This is a genomic window from Pseudodesulfovibrio halophilus DSM 5663, from assembly GCF_059568665.1.
The window spans coordinates 149,508-166,472 of record NZ_JCANTV010000008.1; the positions used below are offsets into that span (position 1 = coordinate 149,508).

Genomic DNA, 16,965 nt, shown 5'->3' on the forward strand with positions numbered 1-16,965 from the left:
CTACTTGCGCTTGAAGAGTTTTTCCATGTCGGCCGCGCTCCAGCGCAGCACGGCGGGCCTTCCGTGAGGGCAGTATTCGCGCTCCGGGCAGCGCATCCATTCGTCCAGCAGGGCCAGCGCCTCGTCGTCCGCCAGCGGCTGCCCGGCCTTGATGGCGGATTTGCAGGCGAGCATGGTCCACAGCTCGTCGAGGCCGCGGGAGCGCTCTCCCAGCGCGGCGGAAAGATATTCGCGCGCCTTGGCCGTTTCCAGCGTGGGCGGGATGCCTTTGACCAGAACGCGATTCGGGCCGTCCCTCTCAAGCAGAAAGCCCATGGTGCGCAGGCCGTCCCACAGCTCCTCGAGCACCTCGGCCTCGGACGGGTGCAGGGCCACCTCGAGCGGGATGCCCAGCGGCTGGGAGTCTCCGCGGGTGCGGTCGCGGCGCATGGCTTCGAGGATCACCCGTTCATGCGCGGCGTGCTGGTCCACGAGCACCAGTCGGCCACCCTCGCGGATCACCAGATACGTGTCCGCCACCTGCCCCAGATATTCCATGCCGGTGCCGGAAAGGGGCCGCTCGGTCCGACGGGAGACCTCGGCTTCGTGACCGGTCGTTCCGGGCTCGGGCGAAAAGGCTGCGTCTTCGTCCGGAGCAGGGATTTCTTCGTCCCCGCCCGCTTCCGGCGCACGCGAGGGCGCCACCGGGAGAGGGACGTCCATGGTGGACGGGGCGCCGTAGGTGGAGCGGTATTCGCGATATGAGGAGAACTTGGGCGCGTCGCCGCCCGGCGTGTGTGGCCGTTTGGAAGGTTCAGCCGAACCGGACGGAGCGCTCCATTGGCGATCCGGCGTGTCGCCGCCGACGCCGGGACGGGCTGTCGCTTCGATTGCCGGGCTTTCATCACGGGCGGACTGATGGGAGGTCAGCGCCTGCACGACACCTCGCCGAATGGCCGAGAAGACCGCCTTCTCGTCGACGAACCGCACCTCCATCTTGGCGGGGTGCACGTTCACATCCACCTGATCGGCGGGCATGTCCAGAAAGAGGCACGCCTGCGGAAACTCGCGCGAGAGCAGCATCCCGGCGTAGGCCTGCCTCACGGCGCGGAGCATGACCTTGTCCGCCACGGCCCGGCCGTTGACATACAGGAAGATCCGGTCCCCGCGCCCCTGCGCCTGACTCGGGTGCCCCGCCACGCCGTGAACACGGTACCCGTCGCGCTCCGCGTCGAACGGCAGCAGCTTGTCGCACACCTGCGGCGGCCAGAATGCCGACAGCCGGTCGGCCAGCTTTTGCCGGGGCGGGAGGCGGAAGCTCTCGCGGCCGTTGACGGTCAGGGAGAAGCCCGCGTGCGGATGCGCCAGCGAGATGCGCGAAAGGATGTCGGTGATGCGTTTGTGCTCGGTGGCGTCGGTCTTGAGAAATTTCAGGCGCGCCGGGACGTTGGAGAAAAGTCCCCGAACCTCGACGCGTGTTCCAGCAGCAAGGGCCGCCGGTCCCGAGGACTCCACCTCGCCCGCGCGGACTTCAACGTGCGAGGCTACGTCGTGGTTCTCGGCCTTGGAGGTCATCTTGAAGTGGGACACCGAGGCGATGCTCGGCAGGGCCTCGCCGCGGAACCCGAAGGAGCCGATGGCCGCAAGGTCGCCCAGCTCGTGAATCTTGCTGGTGGCGTGGCGCGTGACGGCGAGCTCCAGCTCTTCCGGCGGGATGCCCCAGCCGTCGTCCTGCACGACGATGAGCGTGCGTCCGCCCTGCTCCACGGTGACGTCGACACGGGTCGCCCCGGCGTCGAGGCTGTTTTCCACCAGCTCCTTGACCACGCTGGAAGGCCGCTCCACCACCTCACCGGCGGCGATCTGGTTGCGCAGGCTCTGGGGGAGCGGTCTGATGGTGGCGCGTTCGGTCATATCAGAATTTCAGGATGTCGAAGCTTATGCCGTAACGACTGTCGTCGGGCGTTCTGGAGTAGTGCAGGTACACATCGTAACACTCGCCTTCGAAGGTCATGCGCACGGTCTTTTCAAGGTCTTCGCTGGCTTCGAAGTCGCGGCGGTATTCCACGCCGAGGGTCACGTTCTTCGCCACGCGCAGCGAGCCGCCGATCTTGCCGATGGACATCTCGTCCTCGCGCAGGCGCTTGTATTCGTCGACCTCGGAGCGCAGGTCGTAGCCCGCCCACACTTCGCCGATGTCGTTGTGGACCCGGACCGTGCCCTCGTGCTGAGTGACCTTCTGGATATAGGGCGACCACCAGGTGCGCATGACCACGTCGAGATAGTTGTCGGGGCGGACCACCACTTCCGCGAGGAAATCCGAGAAAGGCCTGCGCTCATACTGATCGCGGCGGTCGTCGCGTTGGGCCTCGTTGCGGTCGTAGCTCTGCTCGAAGCGCACGGTGGCGAAGTCCAGATAATCCGTCTTCATGAACGCCTGCGGTCCGTCGTCGCCGCCGGGGCGAAGTTTCACGGACTGGCGCTTGCGGGTGAACACGTTGGTCAGGGAATAGGTCAGGAGATCTTCCGGCTCGAGCCTGTCGCGGCTGTCGTAATAGGGCAGCCTGGACTGGTCGCCCATGCTGTGCCGATAATTGTAGTCCACGCGGGGAATCACCGAGTGGCGCAGGCTGCTCCATCTGCTCTTTCCGGCGTTTTCGCGCGAGGCCTCGAGAGAGCCGTCGAGCTGGTAGACGCGGTCAACCTCGGAGAATGCCGAAACCCCCGCCTCGTAACCGATGCGGTTCTGTCTGCCGCCCTCGGTGCTGTTGTTCTCCACGTCGAAACGGGAGATGGTCCGGTTGCCGGTGTCTTCCTGCTCGGTGGTGTTGTAGAAGGTGGCGAACACGCGGGCTCGGGGAATCACGGTCACGAACTTGCTGGCCATCGGCAGGCTGATGGCGGGGCGAAGGTCAAGCCGCTGCCCGGCGTCGCCGTACCGGCGCACGAAATGGTCGAACTTGGCGGACCCTTGGAACTCCAGCGGGGTGCCGGGGATGGTATCCTTCCACGCGAAAGCGTCCAGCTCTGGCAGCGAGTGCACCGACGGGTCCTTGCTGTCGTCCCCGTTGCCGTTGCGGTAGGCGAGGTTCTGGTTGTATTCGACCTTGCCCGCCACCCCGAAGCGGTCCCAGCTGCGGGAGATATAGGCGCTGCTCGTGCGGGTCTCGGAGTCGGCGTCGTCAATGTCCCGGCCGAACTTGTCCACGAACTCGTCGCGGCTGGCTTCGAATCCGGACCTGCCGTGGTTGAACTCGCGCAGGTAGTTCTGGTCAGAGACCAGGTCGAGGTCCACCAGCGTCTTCCATTCTGGGCTGAACAGCCAGCCGTCGTACTTTCCGCGCAGCCACCAGCGGTTGCGGTTGGGGCGGGTGAGCCCGTCGTCGTCGAAAGCCTCGTCCTCGTCAGATTCACTGGTGGCCCGCGTGTTGTCAACGAGCCAGTCGCCTTTCCAGAGGCCTCTGGAGTTCTTGTCTTCGGTGTGCCTGAGCTCCAGCCCGTGCATCAGGCCGCGCTTGCTCATGAAGTATTCCGAAACCGTCACGTCCATTTCGTCGTTGACGGCCCAGTAGTAGGCGGCGTTGACGTTGAACCCGAGCCGCGAGCTGGACCCGACCTCCGGAAAGAGAAAACCGCTCTGCCGGTCGCCGGTGGCGGGCAGCGATGCATACGGCAGATACGCCACGGGAAGATTCTTGACCCGGAACGCGGTGTGATACAGCCGCACCTTGCCGTCGAGGGTCACATCGCCACGGGCCGAGGTCACGGACCACGCCGGGTTGTCGCCCGAGCAGCGGGTCACGCGGGCGTTCTCGAAGGAGTACATCCCCCCCGGCTTTCGCTCGATGCGCTCGGAATCCACGTAGACGTGGGACTTGGCCATGAAGGCGCGGCCGTTCTTGAGCCAGCCGAGCATGTTGTTCAGGTCGAATTCGGCCTCGTCGGCCTCGAGGAAGTCCCCCTCCCACCGGGCGCGGACGTTGCCGCGCAGGAGCACCCACCCGGTCTCGCGATAGTAGCGGGCGAAGTCGGCGCGGATGAGGTTGCCCCCCATGGCGAGGGTGCAGTTGCCGGTGGCCTCGATGTATTCACTGGTATGCTGGGCCGAGACCTTGTCTGCGGAAAAGGTCCATCTGTCGGGCTCTTCCTCGGCCTTTTCGGGCATCTGGGGCACATAGGCGCGAATGCCGCTGAGCACCCTGTCCTTGCCCATGAGCATGGCGGGCAGCAGGAGCAGGATGAGTACGGCCGCCCCGGCGGCCGACAGCAGTGCACTTCGCGAAAACGGCTTCAAGATGTCTCCGATCTCAGGAGGTTAGGGTTTCAGGTGCGGGTCATCCTGTGCCAGATAATTCTGCACGTAATCCTTCACCGCGTCCTCCAGCGGCGTCATGGGGGCGTCGTAGCCCGCGCCGCGCAGCTTGCCCATCTCCGCCTGCGTGAAATACTGATACTTTTCCCGGATGGTCTCTGGCATGTCGATGAATTCGATATTCGGCTCGCGCTCCATGGCCGCAAAGGTCGCCAGCCCCAGATCGCGGAAGGACCGCGCCTCTCCGGTGCCCACGTTGAAGATGCCGCCCACGTCCGGGTTCTCCAGCAGCCAGCCCATGATGTCCACGCAGTCCTTGATGTAGACGAAATCGCGGGACTGGCCGCCGTTCTCGTAATCGGGCCTGTGGGAGCGGAACAGCTTGAGCTTGCCGTTGTCGCCGATCTGCGAGAACGCCTTGCAGACCACGCTCATCATGTCGCCCTTGTGATACTCGTTGGGGCCGAAGACGTTGAAGAACTTCAGGCTCGCGAGGTGGTCCAGAAGTCCGGCGCGCTTGGCCCAGAGGTCGAAAAGCTGCTTGGAGTATCCGTACATGTTCAGCGGCCGCAGCGCGTCGATGCCGTCCTCGTCGTCCGAGAAACCGTGCTCGCCGCCGCCGTAGGTGGCAGCGCTGGATGCGTTGATGAACCGGGCTCCGGCCGAGAGGCTGAAGCGGCAAAGGTGCTGGGTGTAGCGGTAGTTGTTTTCCATGAGGAAGTCCGCATCCAGTTCCGTGGTGGCCGAACAGGCGCCCATGTGGATGACCCCTTCGGTCTCGAACGGGTCTTCGCCGCTGATGATCATCTTGAGGAACTGGTCACGGTGCAGGTAGTCCTCGTACCGCAGATTGACGAGATTCTTCCACTTTTCTGAGGTGGAGAGGTTGTCCACCACGAGGATGTCCGTGATGCCCATGGTGTTGAGCTTCCATATCATGGCGCTGCCGATGAAGCCCGCGCCGCCGGTCACTATGTACATTCCGCAACTCCCGGAAAGCGATTTCATTTTTACTGCCGCTCGCGGCAAAACACGGTTTTATACTTTGTTATGCTCCGGGGCGCAACCGCGGGCCTGACGCGCAAAAAGCATAATGAATGTGATTTTTTCAGACACCCGCTTGATTCATCCCTTTTTCTGTTCTAACGTTTAGGTCCACTGAAAACCGTGTAGAATTATTTTACCGTTTCAACCGGATACAAGGAGATCGTCATGAAACAGACCCGTATCATCGCCCTGTGCCTCGCCATGGCCGCAACCATGCTGCTCGGCGTCGGCATCGCCAACGCCAAGATGGTGAAGAAGGTGGACAATTTCATCATCTTCATGGACCAGTCCGGCTCCATGGCCCAGCAGTACACGGCAATGGGCAAAACCAAGATCGACCTCGCCAAGAAGGCCGCTTCCGCAATGAACAATGAAGTGCCCGACCTTGACTACACGGCGGCGATCTTCTGCTTCGCCCCGTTCGAGGCCCGCATCCAGCCCACGGGCTACAGCACCGGCGCCTTCGCCGACGGCATCGCCGCGCTGCCCGACGACTTCGACATCTTCGACCGCAACACCCCCATGGGTAACGGTTTCATGGATCTCGACCCCGTGCTTTCCGGACTTTCCGGCAAGACCGCGGTGGTCATGTTCACCGACGGCGACTCCAACATCGGTGCCGACCCGGTCATGCAGGCCAAGGCGCTGTACGCCAAATACGGCTCCAACCTGTGCCTGCACATCGTGAGCCTGGCCACCAACGACCACGGCCGCATGGTCATCGACAAGATCCGCGCCCTTGACGGCTGCTCCGTCAACGCGGAAGTGACCCAGTTCTTCGAACCCGCCTTCCTCAGCAACTACGCCAACAACGTTTTCTACAAGGAAGTTCAGGAGGAGAAGAAGCCCGAGCCCATGCCCGCGCCCGAGGCCATGACCATTTCCTTCGACCTGCACTTCGGCTTCGACAAGTACAGGATCACCGACGAGATGGTCCCCGTGCTCGAAGAAGTGAAGATGCTGCTCGAAGAAAACAAGTCCCTTGAGTTCGAGATCGCCGGTCACACCGACTCCATCGGTACCGAAGCGTACAACCAGGGCCTTTCCGAACGCCGCGCCGGTTCCGTTCATGACTGGCTCGTGGAAAACGGCATTGATTCCGATCGCCTGACCACCAAGGGCTACGGAGAGCTCAATCCCAAGTACGACAACGGCACCCGTGAAGGCCGCAGGCTCAACCGTAGGGTTGATCTCCTGAGCAAATAGCCGTATTGTGGGCCTTGCCGGGTGCACGTCGCTTCCGGCAAGGCTTTTCATTTCGCGGAGTTGGTATGAAATCCACGGCCGGTATGGCATTCGCCGCAATTCTTGTTGCGCTTCTTCTGGTCCCCGCCGCACACGCGGAAGGGGATTCGACCGGTACGCTCGACGTAGCGACCGCCGAGCCCGGAAAAGCGCAGGGCAAAGCGCTTCAGCCACGCGTCAAGGACGAACTGGTCAAGATGCACGCTCACTTCAGGCGCTTCGCCAAACAACGCATCGCATCGCTCAACAGGAATCACCTCCACTCCCGCTCCCGCATGAAAGTGGAGCAGCTGCCCACCGGAGAATGGCGGGCACGCTACCACGAATACGCCACCAACACCGAACGCTGTCGCGTCCGCAAAAAATCGAGCAAGCAGGTTCCCTACACCGGAACCATGATCCTCGAAGAACGCGTCTACGAATCCGTCGCCGAGACCCGCAGCGAGTGCAGGGCCGGCGACTTCAATGTCGTCGAGCGCAAACCCAACTACGTCATATTCAGGTTCCAGAACGGCTCCTGGAAGTAGAACTCCCTTTACATAGTTTTCAAGTAGGCCTTCCCCGGGAAGGCTGCGTTGCACGGTTTCTGTCTTTCAAGGAGGAATTCGCATGTTTGTCGGGCTGAAAATGCTCAAGGATTTCGTCACCGTCACCCCGGAGACACTGGTCAAGGACGCTCAGAAGATGATCGAGGCCAGCAAGCTCTGGATGCTGCTCGTAGTCGACGGCGACGACCTCGTAGGCTACGTGCGCAAGGAAGACCTCTGCGCCGCCATGCCCAGCGTCGTCAATTCGCTCGATAAACACGAGCTCAACTACCTCATGAGCCAGCTCACGATCAGCGAAGTCGTCCGGAAAGACATCCGGACCGTCACCCCGCAGACCGACATCGAAGCCGCCGCCGACATGATGTATGAAATGAACCTCGCCGGACTCGCCGTCATCGACGATCACGGCAAACTCATCGGATACATCAACCGCTCCAGCATGCTCGAAGTGCTCGTGGAAGAAATGGGATATCGCGAAGGCGGAAGCCGAATCACCATAGAAACCGAAGACCGCTTCGGCGTTCTCTATGAAGTGGCAGGCATCATCGCCAATATGAAATACTCCATCATCTCCACCTCCACCTTCTTCCACGGACCGCGCAGAATCATCGTCATCCGCGTCGCAACCGAGGAGCCCACCGAAATCAACGCGGTGCTCAAGGAAAGAGGCTACAAGCTCGTCGGCCCGGAAGACCTGCTCGAAGCCTGATCCTCAGCTCGAAAGATACCCAAAAGGCCGGTCCGCAACACCATGCGGACCGGCCTTTTTTAGGCTCGTATATGCCTCCGGCGGGCAAAGGGGCGGCCCCCCTTTGCAATCCCCGGGTTGTCAGCGGGCTCGCAGCGCAAGATCCATGCGACCGCACAACCCGCGGCCATGCTGCAACCCCGCTGACGGGATTTTGGGTTCCGTGCGTCTGGGCGGACGGACTCTCTTAGCCTGATTTGGTTCCAAGGAGCTCCGCCAAGCCAAAAATGATTCCTCTGAACTTCCGGCAAAGCATTATTTCGCGTCGACCAAGCCCCGCAGCAATTGCCGCTCGAAGCGCGGAAGGCTTTTCTTTTGCTCTTCGACCGCACCCGGCCCGCGCCCTTCCCACGGAGCAGCAACGGTTCATGCGCCTGCCGCGCCGGGCATTGCCGCACTCTGAAGCAGGAAAAGACGAACGAAACAGGACAGGGTCAGTTCCCCGAAATGGGCTGCACCCTCAGTCGCTCAAGAGGTTTTCCGCCAGGCGAAAATCTTCGCCGCGCCAGTAGACGGTGGCCTGCTGCACGCCGAACTCGCGGGCGGCTTGGATGTCGAGGCCGAAGTACAGGTCTATGCGCTTTTTGAACCGTCGGTTGGTCTTGTCGAGGACGGTGTATTTACCGTCGAAGGGGCCGAGGCCCTCGAGGTGGATTTTGGTTTTGTGGTCGAGTCCCATGGGGATGAGGTCGCGAGAGACTGCAACGGCGCGCATCCCGGGCTTGAGGGTGTCACTCCAGGCGGCGAGGAAGGGTTGCGAGTTGGTTTGCGAAGGCACGGAGTTGTATGCCGTGACGGTCACTTCAATCGTGTTCCAGAGGTAGGGGTTGGGCGTGTTCCAACCAAGGCCGAACAGCACGGCTCCGAGCAGGGCTGTGGTGGCGAAGAGATATTTCAGCATGATGGCATCATACGATGCCTGGAGGATTTCGGCAAGCGGAGGAGGATTCGCTTACAGTCCGGGCAGTCCGGCCTGTTTTGCGGCGGGTTTTTCCGGGGCTACCTTGCCGAAGGTCAGGCGGTGCATGCGGCTGGGCCCGTGGGTGCGGATGGCCTCGCAATGGGCCTTGGTTCCGTACCCCATGTGTCCGTCAAAGCCGTACTGAGGGTACTGGCGGGCGAGCTTGATCATGACCCGGTCACGAAAGGTCTTGGCGAGGATGGATGCGGCGGAAATGGCCGGAACCGTGCCGTCGCCTTTGATCACGGCCTCCTGTGAGGCGTTGAAGGGCATCAGGGGAGAAGGAAGTGTCTGGTTGCCGTCGATGCGGACCAGCCGGGGCGTCGTGCGGAGATGTCGCAGGGCCCGGCTCATGGCGCGGAAGGTGGCCTGAAGGATGTTCACCCGGTCGATCTCGGCAGGCCATGCGACACCCACGGCCCAGAAGAGGGCCTGCTCGCGGACCTGATCGAAGAGGACTTCCCGTTTTGCGGCGGTGAGTTTCTTGGAGTCTGTGAGAAAGGGGAGGTCGTACTCTGCGGGGAGCACTGCGGCACCGGCGACCACTGGACCGGCAAGACACCCGCGTCCGGCTTCATCCACTCCGGCGATATGGTCGGGGAGCAGGGGCTCGGATTCGATCAGGGAACCGGGCTGCATGGACGACTCCTGTATGTGGTGTCCTGCCTGAGGGGGCAGACGGGTTGGGCCGCCTTCCTTCGTCAGGGCCGGAGGCCGAGGCGGTGCGAGCTGGCGGCATCCATCGGATACGCGAAAACCGCCGTTGCCCGCAAGGGCAGGCGGCTCTGACCGACATGCTCCAAGCTGGCAGGCGGCGTTCCGTTGCCGGATGCCGAAAGGACGGTTCGCATTGCGCACAAGCACGACAAACCGCCCCGGAGCACTGCGGGAATGCTCGAGGCGGTTGCCGAAATTCTTGCGGCGTCCGGGGCCGGGAGGTCTATTCCCAGTTGGCCTTGGACTTGATGCGGGCGGCCTTGCCGCGGAGCTGGCGCAGGTAGTAGATGCGGCTGCGGCGAACCTTGCCCTCGGCAGCCACTTCGATGCTGTCGATGTAGGGGCTGTGCATGGGGAACACGCGCTCAACGCCGACGCCGTCGGAAATCTTGCGGACGGTGAAGGTGGCGTTGGTGGTGCCGCGGCGAACGCGAAGGACCGTGCCCTGGAAAACCTGGATGCGTTCCTTTTCACCTTCGAGGATGCGGTAGTGCACCTTGACGGTGTCTCCGCCCTTGAACTGGGGCAGGTCGAGGCGCATGTGTTCGGCTTCGATCTTCTGAATGGCGTTCATGTCAGTCTCCTTGTAACGAATATTTACCAAATGTCCCCGAGCAGGCGGTCAATGGTGATGGCCACCGCGCTCCTTACGGACAGGTGATTGTAGTCGTCCATGAATCGGATGGGCCTGATGGTGCCGTCGCAGGCGTCGAGCACTTCCTCGGCCAATCCGTGCCCTGTTCCGAATACGAGCAGAACCGGGCGTGATTCCAACTGGTTGCGGACATCTTCCACCGTCATGGGCGGTGGTGCCCCCTTTCTCCAGTCGAGCTTCGCAGACGTTGCCGCGAGCAGGGGTAATTGCCCTGTTCTGGCGGAAATGTCAACCACAACCTGCGACAAATCGTCCGAAACGGAAACCAGCGACAGGGCTTCGGCCCGGTCGGGGTTGACGCGGCTTCCGGGGCCGCTCGTCCAGTGTTCCAGCAGCGAGCGCGCAAGCTCCTTCTGGTCTTCGAGCGGAGTGACGGCGTAGAATCCCCCGAGCGCATAGGAGCGCGAAACACGCGACATGTCGTGCACGTCGAGGTTGGTCAGGGACACCGCCACCTTCTGCTTGTGTTTGTTCCAGACGGGATAGTGCACCAGCGCGATGTACAGGTTTCGTCCCAGCCTGTGGCGCGAGAGGTCGCTCAGGAAGTCGATGTCCTCCTGTGCGAGCCCGGCCCCGTCCAAGAGGTCGGGACGGCGCCAGAGGGTCTGCGAGAGGGCCTGCTCCCTGCGCCAGCGTGCGACGCGGCCGTGGTCGCCGCTCTTGAGGATGTCCGGCACGCCGTGCCCTTTGTACTCCACGGGGCGCGTGTAGTGCGGGTATTCCAGGGTGCCCCCCGAGAAGCTCTCCTCTTCGCCGGAATCCTCATGGCCCATGAAGCCGGGAACCAGCCTCGCCACGGATTCCACCATGCAAAGCGCGGCGGCTTCCCCGCCGTTGAGCACGAAGTCGCCCATGCTCACCAGTTCCACGTCGTGGATATCCAGCAGGCGTTCGTCAATTCCTTCATAGCGTCCGCACAGGATGGTCACGTCCTCTTCCGCAGCGAGTTCGCGGGCCATGGACTGGTCGAACGGCTTCCCGCGCGGGGACATCATCAGGATGCGCCCGGGGCGCTGGATGCTCTGCAGCGCCAGATCCAGCGGGTCGAGCATCATGACCATGCCGGGACCGCCGCCGTAAGGGCGGTCATCGACGGTACGATGCCGGTCCGTAGTGAAGTCCCTCGGGTCCACGTGGTCGAAGCGCACGAGGCCGCTCTCCGTCGCCTTGCCCATGAGGCCGGACGAGAGGGGAGTCTCGAAGAACTCGGGGAAAAGGCTGACGAGATGGAAGTTCATGAGCGAGCCGGTGCGTGAAAGGTTTCTGAGGGCGCAGGCGGGATCAGTCGGTGCAGACTTCGGCGAGGCCTTCCGGCGGGTCGACCACGATTCGTCTTTCGTCGAGGTCGATGTCCAGAACGAATTCGGGAACGGCGGGCAGGAGCAGCTCGCGCCCTTCGGGAGTGGTGATGCTCCACGTGTCCTGCTGCGGGGTCTCGATGAATCCGGTAAGTACGCCCAGGGAAGCCCCGTCGGGCAGCACCACGTCGCACCCTTCCAGCTGATGCAGGTAGACCTCGTCCTCGTCCGGCGGAGGCAGGTCGCGTTTGCGCACCTGCACGTCGGCCCCTCTCAGGCCTTCGGCCGCGGTGCGGTCGTCCACGCCTTCGAAGGTCACGAGGACCAGCCCCTTGTGCATTCGCCACTTGACAATACTATACCGTTTGGGCCGCCTGCCTCCCGTATCGAGAAACACGCGGTCCACTTCGTCAAACAGCGAAGGGGAGTCAGCATACATGCGCATGCTGAACTCCCCGCGGATGCCATGCGGTTTGACCACCCTGCCGACGGTCACGAAGGACTTGTCGGCAACGGGCCTGGCGGCTGCGGTCATGGTCTCCTACTCGAGGATTTCCAGAACGGCGCGCTTTCTGGCCTTGGTGGACGCGGCACCCAGAAGGGTGCGCATCGCACGGGCGGTGCGGCCCTGTTTGCCGATGACTTTGCCGAGGTCTTCCTTGGCGACCTTCAGCTCGATCACCGACGTCTGCTCGCCTTCGACTTCGGAAACCAGCACTTCGTCCGGGTTGTCCACAAGGGCTTTGGCAATGAACTCAATAAGTTCCTTCAGCATGATCTACCTCCGATTCAGGCGGTGCGATGTGAGAGCGCCTACGAACATGAAGTTCCGCCAAACAAGCCCGGACCAGTAGCGCCGCAACAACTACTTTCCGGCCTGCTTGAGCAGGGAACGAACGGTATTGGACAAAGTGGCGCCTTCGCTGACCCACTTTTCGACCTTTTCCTTGTCGATCTTGACATCTGCGGGTTCGACCATCGGGTTGTAGTGTCCGAGGTACTCCACCGGACGACCGTCGCGACGGGTTTTGCTGTCGAGTGCGACGACGCGGTAGAACGGACGCTTTTTGGAACCCATGCGGGTCAGTCGAATAGTCATAGCCATGGTGTCAATACCCCCAGTTTTTATTCTTTACGTTTTAAGCCAGTCTTTGGCAAGTAATCACCGTTATTTTCGAAGCTCTCCGCAAACGCGGCGCAAAAATTACTTTTTCTTCTTTTTGCGCTGTTTCTTGTTGAGCTTTTTCCGCTTTCTTTCCTTGAGGGTCTTCTTGGAAGGGCCTTTCTTGGGCTGCTCGCCGCCGCCCATACCGGGCATGCCTTCCATTCCCTCCATGCCCTCCATGCCTTCCATTCCGGGAAGGCCGGGCATTCCGCCACCGGCTCCGCCGCCCATGCCGGGCATCTGGCCCGCCATGCCGCCGAGCCCCTTGGGCAGCTTGGGCATGCCGAGCTTGCCCTTCTTGCCCGTCTTGCCGCCCATCATCTGCTGCATCATCCCGCTCATCTGCTTGAAGTTCTTCAGCAGGGCGTTGACGTCGGCCACGGTCATGCCGGCGCCCTTGGCGATGCGCTCCTTGCGGCTGGCCTTCTTCAGCACGTCCGGGTTGCGGCGCTCTTCCATGGTCATGGAGCTGATGATGGCCTCGGACTTCTTCATCTCGTCCTCGGGCAGCTGGGCGTCGCCGAGCTGCTTCATCATGTTGCCCATGCCCGGAATCATCTTGAGCAGGCCCTCCATGGAGCCGAGCTTCTTGATGCGGCGCATCTGGGTGCGGAAATCCTCGAGGTCGAACTCCGCCTTGGCCATCTTGTCGGCCATGTCCTTGGCTTCGTCCTCGTCGATCTCGTCCTGTGCCTTCTCGATGAGCGTGAGCATGTCGCCCATGCCGAGGATGCGCGAGGCGATGCGGTCGGGGTGGAAAAGTTCCAGTTCGGAGAGCTTCTCGCCCATGCCGACGAACTTGACCGACTTGCCCGTCACCGACTTGATGGAGAGCGCCGCGCCGCCTCGGGCGTCGCCGTCCATCTTGGTCAGCACCACGCCGGTGATGCCGAGGGTCTCGTCGAACTTGTCGGCCACGGTCACCGCGTCCTGACCCGTCATGGCGTCCGCCACGAACAGGATCTCCTGCGGCCGGCACTCGCGCTTGATGGAGGAGAGCTCCTCCATCAGCGGCTCGTCTATGTGCAGACGGCCCGCGGTGTCGTACAGGATGACGTCGCAGCCCAGCTCGGCGGCCTTCTCTTCCGCGTCCCGGCAGATGTCCACCGGATTCATCTCCGTGGTGGACGGGTAGACGGGCACGTCCAGCTGCTTGGCCAGCGTGTTGAGCTGGTCGATCGCCGCGGGGCGGTAAACGTCCGCGGGGACGAGGTAGGGCTTGCGCTTGTGGTTCTTGCGCAGCCAGAGAGAGATCTTGCCGGAGGAGGTGGTCTTACCGGAGCCCTGCAGGCCGACCATCATGATCTTGAGCGGCTTGGCGGAGAGGTCCACGCCTTCCTGCTCGCCGCCGAGGAGCTCGGTAAGTTCCTCGTTGACGATCTTGACCACCTGCTGCGCAGGGTTCAGGCCCTTGAGGACGTCCTCGCCGAGGGCGCGCTCCTTGACCTGATTGACGAAGTCCTTGACGACCTTGAAGTTGACGTCGGCTTCGAGCAGGGCAAGACGTACCTCGCGCAAGCCTTCCTTGACGTTGTTTTCATCAAGGCGGGTCTGTCCGCGCAGTTTCTTGAAGGCTCCCTGAAGCCGATCCTGAAGGCTGTCAAACACTCCGAAACTCCCGTGATCCGTCGTTTTCCACGCACAAAAGGCCCGTCCAACACGGGCAAAGAAGCCGTGAGTTATTCCATTGTCAACCGTTAGTCAAGCCCGGCGGGCCTTCACAGGGGGTGAAAACGGGCAGAAAATATGCGTCCGCGATGGCAGACGGCGCGCTCGGCGGCATTTCCGTTCGGAAAGGAAACATGCTTGTGCGGCGGTTCAGGAGGCGCACTCCACGCACAGTTCGGCCTCCGGCATGACCAGCAGCCGTTTCATGGGAATCTTTTCCCCGCATTCCTGACAGGTACCGAACTCCTCGTCTTCTTCAAGCCGTTTGAGGGCCATCTCCAGTTTGAGGATGCGCGTGCGGGTCTGCGAAAGCTGTTTTTCCACCACGCCCTGATTGACCATGTTGTCCAGCCTGCTCAGTCTGCCGATGGATTGGTCGGGTGAAACCGGAGACATGCGTTCCTCAAGCGAGGGCAGCTGTTCCCTGAGATTCTCCAGTTCCTTTTGGATGACGTTTGTGAATTCTTCGCGTTCCCTGCTGTTCATGCACCCGGTCCTCTTGTTGGAAGCCCCGCAATGGGGTAGTTTGGTGGCAAACGATATTTTTGAAAATGAGGGGATAAAGGTATTATGATAACGCTGAAAAATCAAACACTGGTGATCACCGGGGCCTCCGAGGGCATCGGGCGCGCTCTGGCGCTCGCTCTGGCGCGGCGGGGGACGCGCCTTGTGCTCAATGCGCGCCGGGAGCGTCCGCTCAACGCGGCGAGGAACGCATGCCGGGCCGAGGGGGTGGCCGCCAAGAGCATAGCCGGCGACGCCGCGGACCCGGAAAACGTCCGGCGCATGGTGGATGCCGCCTGTGACATGGGCGACTTCTTCGGCTTCATCCATGTGGCCGGTGTGCTCAAGCCCGGCCCGGCCGTGTGGGAGATGCCCACCTCCGGTTTTCATGAGGTAATGGACGCCAGCGTCACGGCCTCGCATCTGCTCATTCGCCATGCGGTGCCCCGGCTTCGCGAGCAGGGGCAGGGGCTGGCCGTGTTTTTCGGTTCCGGCGCGGCCGAGAAGACCCAGCCGGGCATCGGCACCTACTGCGCCGCCAAGGCCGCGGAAGAGCATCTCGCGCGACAGCTGGCGGTGGAGGCGCCGGAGATCCTGACCCTCATCTGGCGACCGGGCATCGTGGAAGGGCAGATGCAGGAGCAGGCCAGAAACGCCGAAGGCGAATGTGCCGAGCCGCTGCGCAAGGTCTTCAGGCCGTGGAAGGAGCAGGACATGCTCATCACGCCCGAGGAGTCCGCGGAAGGCCTGCTGGAGTTTCTGGAATACCGTCCCGAGAACTACCATGGACGCGTCGCCGACATCCGCAAGGTTCTGCCTCGCAGGAACTGATGGCGTCTCGTCCCTGCGCGGAGCCTTTTCGTCCGCTCGCTCTTGGCTTCTTCGGGAGGAAATAGTACCTGCACGCTGATTTCGAAAACCGACTGCCCGAGCGGGAGGAACATTTGTCCAGCGTGTATTTCATTGGCGCCGGTCCCGGGGATCCGGAGCTGGTCACGGTCAAGGGAAAGCGAATCATCGAACAGGCGGAGCTGGTGCTGTATGCCGGGTCGCTCGTGCCGCGCGAGCTCGTGGCCTGCGCCCGCGGCGATGCCGAAGTGGTCGACTCCGCGCCGCTGTCCCTTTCCGAAACCCACGATTTGATACTGCGGACCGTGCGCTCCGGCGGTTTCGTCGCCCGTGTGCATACCGGCGATCCCGGTCTGTACGGCGCCGTGCGCGAACAGGCGCAGCTGCTTGACCGCGACGGCGTGCGCTGGGAGATTGTCCCCGGCGTGACCTCGGCCTCGGCCGCGGTCGCCTCGGCCGGTCGCTCCTTCACGGTCCCCGGCGGGACCCAGACCCTTATCCTGTCGCGTCTGGCCGGACGCACCCCGGTTCCGGAATCCGAACACCTGCGCGAGCTGGCGCGGCACGGATCGGCCATGGCCGTGTATCTTTCGGCGGGCAATCCCGAAGGCGTCCGCGATGCGCTGCTGGAGGGCGGCGTTGCGCCGTCCACCCTCGCGCTCGCGGCCTATCGCGTGGGCTGGCCCGAAGAAAAAATAGTGGAGACGACAGTTTCCGCTCTGGCGGAGACGGCGCGCGAGAACGGATTCACCCGCCAGACGCTTTTCCTGATCCTGCCGGGGCAGGACGCCGAAAGCGCCCGCTCCCTCTTGTACGACGAGGATTTCCGTCATATGTTCAGAGGCTAGGAGGATTCTCATGGAAACACTGCACATCGATACCGGACAGCGTGAAGAGCTGATCGACATCACCGGGCTCGTGCAGCGCACGGTCCGAGAGAACGGCTGGAAGGACGGCGCGGTCCTGCTTTACTGCCCCCACACCACGGGTGCGGTCACCGTCAACGAGGGCGCCGACCCCGACGTCAAGCGCGACATCGTGACCAACATGCGGCGGCTGGTGCCTCACAGGGGGGACTACCGTCACGCCGAGGGCAACTCGGACGCGCACATCAAGGTCAGCATGTTCGGCCCGGAGCAATACCTCATCGTGGAATCCGGCGAGGTGAAGCTCGGCACGTGGCAGCGCATCTTCTTCTGCGAGTTCGACGGCCCGCGCTCCCGCAAGTTGTGGGTCAAGTGGCTGGGAGCGTAGCGGAGAAAGGACCAG

The 16,965-nt window shown here is 62.5% G+C and carries 18 protein-coding genes; 6 read left to right on the forward strand and 12 right to left on the reverse strand.

Annotated features, from left to right (window positions below):
- Genes mutL through rfaD form a run of 3 tightly spaced genes read right to left on the reverse strand, consistent with a single transcriptional unit; the run spans position 1 to position 5,272 of the window.
- Entirely contained in the window at positions 1-1,893 is a 1,893-nt protein-coding gene (gene mutL / locus BR24_RS02775; RefSeq protein WP_496539982.1) for a DNA mismatch repair endonuclease MutL, read from the reverse strand.
- 1 nt (position 1,894) lies between these two features.
- Entirely contained in the window at positions 1,895-4,273 is a 2,379-nt protein-coding gene (locus tag BR24_RS02780) for an LPS-assembly protein LptD (protein ID WP_496539983.1), read from the reverse strand.
- A 21-nt stretch (positions 4,274-4,294) separates the two neighbouring features.
- On the reverse strand, positions 4,295-5,272 hold the full coding sequence (gene rfaD, locus BR24_RS02785; RefSeq protein WP_496539984.1) for an ADP-glyceromanno-heptose 6-epimerase: 978 nt from the start codon (positions 5,270-5,272) through the stop codon (positions 4,295-4,297).
- Positions 5,273-5,503: 231 nt separating this feature from the next.
- Between rfaD and BR24_RS02790 the strand changes: the two genes are divergently transcribed.
- The 3 genes from BR24_RS02790 to BR24_RS02800 all read left to right on the forward strand — a co-directional run bounded on the left by BR24_RS02790 (position 5,504) and on the right by BR24_RS02800 (position 7,840).
- On the forward strand, positions 5,504-6,544 hold the full coding sequence (locus tag BR24_RS02790) for an OmpA family protein (RefSeq protein WP_496539985.1): 1,041 nt from the start codon (positions 5,504-5,506) through the stop codon (positions 6,542-6,544).
- Positions 6,545-6,609: 65 nt separating this feature from the next.
- A complete protein-coding gene (locus tag BR24_RS02795) occupies positions 6,610-7,110 on the forward strand; it encodes a hypothetical protein (RefSeq protein ID WP_496539986.1) in 501 nt (166 codons plus the stop codon).
- Positions 7,111-7,192: 82 nt separating this feature from the next.
- Entirely contained in the window at positions 7,193-7,840 is a 648-nt protein-coding gene (locus BR24_RS02800; protein WP_496539987.1) for a CBS domain-containing protein, read from the forward strand.
- A gap of 499 nt (positions 7,841-8,339) precedes the next feature.
- On the opposite strand, the gene BR24_RS02805 is transcribed toward BR24_RS02800, so the two are convergent.
- The 9 genes from BR24_RS02805 to BR24_RS02845 form a co-directional block, all read right to left on the reverse strand.
- Positions 8,340-8,780 (reverse strand): 3D domain-containing protein, encoded by a 441-nt coding sequence (locus BR24_RS02805; protein ID WP_496539988.1) that lies wholly within the window; start codon positions 8,778-8,780, stop codon positions 8,340-8,342.
- A gap of 51 nt (positions 8,781-8,831) precedes the next feature.
- Complete coding sequence (gene rnhB, locus BR24_RS02810) at positions 8,832-9,479, reverse strand: ribonuclease HII (protein ID WP_496539989.1); 648 nt, start codon at positions 9,477-9,479, stop codon at positions 8,832-8,834.
- A gap of 301 nt (positions 9,480-9,780) precedes the next feature.
- On the reverse strand, positions 9,781-10,131 hold the full coding sequence (rplS, locus tag BR24_RS02815) for a 50S ribosomal protein L19 (protein WP_496539990.1): 351 nt from the start codon (positions 10,129-10,131) through the stop codon (positions 9,781-9,783).
- Between the two features lie 23 nt (positions 10,132-10,154).
- Positions 10,155-11,450: a tRNA (guanosine(37)-N1)-methyltransferase TrmD gene (trmD, locus tag BR24_RS02820; RefSeq protein WP_496539991.1), complete on the reverse strand. Its 1,296-nt coding sequence runs from the start codon at positions 11,448-11,450 to the stop codon at positions 10,155-10,157.
- Between the two features lie 43 nt (positions 11,451-11,493).
- Positions 11,494-12,045, reverse strand: coding sequence for a ribosome maturation factor RimM (gene rimM / locus BR24_RS02825; protein WP_496539992.1), 552 nt, complete (start codon positions 12,043-12,045; stop codon positions 11,494-11,496).
- Positions 12,046-12,051: 6 nt separating this feature from the next.
- Positions 12,052-12,285, reverse strand: coding sequence for a KH domain-containing protein (locus tag BR24_RS02830; protein ID WP_496539993.1), 234 nt, complete (start codon positions 12,283-12,285; stop codon positions 12,052-12,054).
- 90 nt (positions 12,286-12,375) lie between these two features.
- Positions 12,376-12,615 (reverse strand): 30S ribosomal protein S16, encoded by a 240-nt coding sequence (gene rpsP / locus BR24_RS02835; protein ID WP_496539994.1) that lies wholly within the window; start codon positions 12,613-12,615, stop codon positions 12,376-12,378.
- A gap of 99 nt (positions 12,616-12,714) precedes the next feature.
- The gene (gene ffh, locus BR24_RS02840) at positions 12,715-14,283 is read right to left on the reverse strand and encodes a signal recognition particle protein (protein WP_496539995.1); all 1,569 of its coding nucleotides are present in this window, start codon (positions 14,281-14,283) and stop codon (positions 12,715-12,717) included.
- Positions 14,284-14,493: 210 nt separating this feature from the next.
- Positions 14,494-14,829, reverse strand: a complete 336-nt coding sequence (locus BR24_RS02845; protein ID WP_496539996.1) for a TraR/DksA family transcriptional regulator — start codon at positions 14,827-14,829, stop codon at positions 14,494-14,496.
- Between the two features lie 84 nt (positions 14,830-14,913).
- Between BR24_RS02845 and BR24_RS02850 the strand changes: the two genes are divergently transcribed.
- The 3 genes from BR24_RS02850 (at position 14,914) to BR24_RS02860 (ending at position 16,950) form a co-directional block, all read left to right on the forward strand.
- Positions 14,914-15,678 carry an SDR family NAD(P)-dependent oxidoreductase gene (locus tag BR24_RS02850; RefSeq protein WP_496539997.1) on the forward strand — a complete coding sequence of 255 codons (765 nt, stop codon included), beginning with the start codon at positions 14,914-14,916 and terminating at the stop codon, positions 15,676-15,678.
- Between the two features lie 113 nt (positions 15,679-15,791).
- Positions 15,792-16,544 (forward strand): precorrin-4 C(11)-methyltransferase, encoded by a 753-nt coding sequence (gene cobM, locus BR24_RS02855; RefSeq protein ID WP_496539998.1) that lies wholly within the window; start codon positions 15,792-15,794, stop codon positions 16,542-16,544.
- Between the two features lie 10 nt (positions 16,545-16,554).
- Positions 16,555-16,950 (forward strand): secondary thiamine-phosphate synthase enzyme YjbQ, encoded by a 396-nt coding sequence (locus tag BR24_RS02860; protein ID WP_496539999.1) that lies wholly within the window; start codon positions 16,555-16,557, stop codon positions 16,948-16,950.
- Positions 16,951-16,965: the final 15 nt, after the last annotated feature.

Coding starts and splice junctions, on each gene's coding strand:
- mutL (WP_496539982.1), bottom strand. CDS start 1,893: ATGACCGAACGCGCCACCATCAGACCGCTCCCCCAGAGCCTGCGCAAC.
- rfaD (WP_496539984.1), bottom strand. CDS start 5,272: ATGTACATAGTGACCGGCGGCGCGGGCTTCATCGGCAGCGCCATGATA.
- BR24_RS02790 (WP_496539985.1), top strand. CDS start 5,504: ATGAAACAGACCCGTATCATCGCCCTGTGCCTCGCCATGGCCGCAACC.
- BR24_RS02795 (WP_496539986.1), top strand. CDS start 6,610: ATGAAATCCACGGCCGGTATGGCATTCGCCGCAATTCTTGTTGCGCTT.
- BR24_RS02800 (WP_496539987.1), top strand. CDS start 7,193: ATGTTTGTCGGGCTGAAAATGCTCAAGGATTTCGTCACCGTCACCCCG.
- BR24_RS02805 (WP_496539988.1), bottom strand. CDS start 8,780: ATGCTGAAATATCTCTTCGCCACCACAGCCCTGCTCGGAGCCGTGCTG.
- rnhB (WP_496539989.1), bottom strand. CDS start 9,479: ATGCAGCCCGGTTCCCTGATCGAATCCGAGCCCCTGCTCCCCGACCAT.
- rplS (WP_496539990.1), bottom strand. CDS start 10,131: ATGAACGCCATTCAGAAGATCGAAGCCGAACACATGCGCCTCGACCTG.
- trmD (WP_496539991.1), bottom strand. CDS start 11,450: ATGAACTTCCATCTCGTCAGCCTTTTCCCCGAGTTCTTCGAGACTCCC.
- rimM (WP_496539992.1), bottom strand. CDS start 12,045: ATGACCGCAGCCGCCAGGCCCGTTGCCGACAAGTCCTTCGTGACCGTC.
- BR24_RS02830 (WP_496539993.1), bottom strand. CDS start 12,285: ATGCTGAAGGAACTTATTGAGTTCATTGCCAAAGCCCTTGTGGACAAC.
- rpsP (WP_496539994.1), bottom strand. CDS start 12,615: ATGGCTATGACTATTCGACTGACCCGCATGGGTTCCAAAAAGCGTCCG.
- BR24_RS02845 (WP_496539996.1), bottom strand. CDS start 14,829: ATGAACAGCAGGGAACGCGAAGAATTCACAAACGTCATCCAAAAGGAA.
- BR24_RS02850 (WP_496539997.1), top strand. CDS start 14,914: ATGATAACGCTGAAAAATCAAACACTGGTGATCACCGGGGCCTCCGAG.
- BR24_RS02860 (WP_496539999.1), top strand. CDS start 16,555: ATGGAAACACTGCACATCGATACCGGACAGCGTGAAGAGCTGATCGAC.